Raw genomic sequence first — 1,377 nt, 5'->3', positions numbered from 1 at the left:
TGTCCCTCCACACGCAACTTCAACGATTTCCAACGCGTGGATCAACAGATTGCAATCCGTCGCGCCAACGCTTTGCAATCCGTCCCTCCAAATCTTTGCGAATGGGACGTAGACGTCGCTTACGGCGAATTGACGCAGAACGAACGCACTCTGGCGCTGCAGTCGCTTCGGGACGGCCGCGCCCGCGTTTGCGTCGCGACCGACGTTGCCGCGCGCGGCATCGACCTGCCGAGTCTCGACCTCGTCATTCATGCCGACCTGCCGAACGACCCCGAGGTGATGCAGCATCGTTCGGGCCGAACCGGACGCGCAGGCCGCAAGGGCACAAGCGTGCTGCTGGTACCGCCGGCCCGGCGCCGTCGCGCGGAGTTGCTGCTCAATCTGTCTGGCACCGAGGCTGTCTGGGGTTTGGCGCCGCAGGCCGACGAGATCCGCAAGCTCGATCATGAGCGCATGAAGGACGTGTTGTTCACCGAGGAGACGACTTCAGACGATCTGGAGTTGGCCAAGGCCCTGCTGGCCGAGCGGCCGGCCGAGGACATCGCCGCGGCGCTCGCGCGGCTCTATCGCGCGCGGCTGCCGTCGCCGGAAGACATCATCGATCCCGGCGAGGATCGCGGACGGCGCGAGAATCGCAATCGCGAAGATCGCGCACCGCGGGGCGACGATCGCTCCGACCGGCCGCGGGCCAAGCCAGGGAAGGGATCGTCGAAGCATGTCATGGCGGAGCCTACGGTCTGGTTTCGTGCAGCCATCGGGCGGCGCAAGAATGCCGAGGCGCGCTGGCTGCTGCCGATGATCTGCCGCCGCGGCGGCATCGACAAGCGCGACATCGGCGCGATCAAGATCAGCGACACCACCACCGAGTTCGAGATTTCCGAGCGCGTCGCAGAATCCTTCGCCGCCAAGGTCAAGCGCCCGGACAAGGAGGATAGCATCCGCATCGAACCGATGACGGGGGCGCCGCCGGCGCAGGGGGCGGAGAAGCCCTCACGCGCACCGCGGCGCGACGAAGGTGAGCACGATCAAATTGTCCGCCGCAGCGACGATCCCTGGACCATGCGCGAGCCGAAGCATCTCGACAGGCCGCGGGGCAAGCCTGAAGGCAAGCATCACGGCAAGCCGCACGCCAAGCCCCAAGAAAAGCCTCATGACGACGGGAAATTCGGTAAGCCGGCCTTTGGCAAGAAGGGCAAAAAATCTGAGAAGAAATTCGACAAGACATTCGGCAATAAATCCGGCGACGCCAAATATGCACCCTCGGTCACCGAATGGCCGGGCCCGCCTGGCAAGAAGAACAAGAAGAAGCGCCGGGGCTGAACGATCGTCGGCTCCGATGATGCCGCCGGATTGCGCCGGCGACATCATCTGAAATGT

Annotated in this window: 1 protein-coding gene; it reads left to right on the top strand. The window is 64.5% G+C overall.

All coding sequences use genetic code 11. The features are described 5' to 3' along the window. Nucleotides 1–1,320, top strand: a 1,320-nt coding sequence (locus G8O24_RS42435) for a C-terminal helicase domain-containing protein (RefSeq protein WP_188108403.1), incomplete at its 5' end; no start/stop codon positions are given. Between the last annotated feature and the right edge of the window lie 57 nt (nt 1,321–1,377).

The sequence above is a fragment of the Bradyrhizobium campsiandrae genome (assembly GCF_014529705.1).
Taxonomy (GTDB): domain Bacteria; phylum Pseudomonadota; class Alphaproteobacteria; order Rhizobiales; family Xanthobacteraceae; genus Bradyrhizobium; species Bradyrhizobium campsiandrae.
Note: the sequence above shows the minus strand (reverse complement) of the source record. Positions and strands in the feature narration are given on the sequence as shown.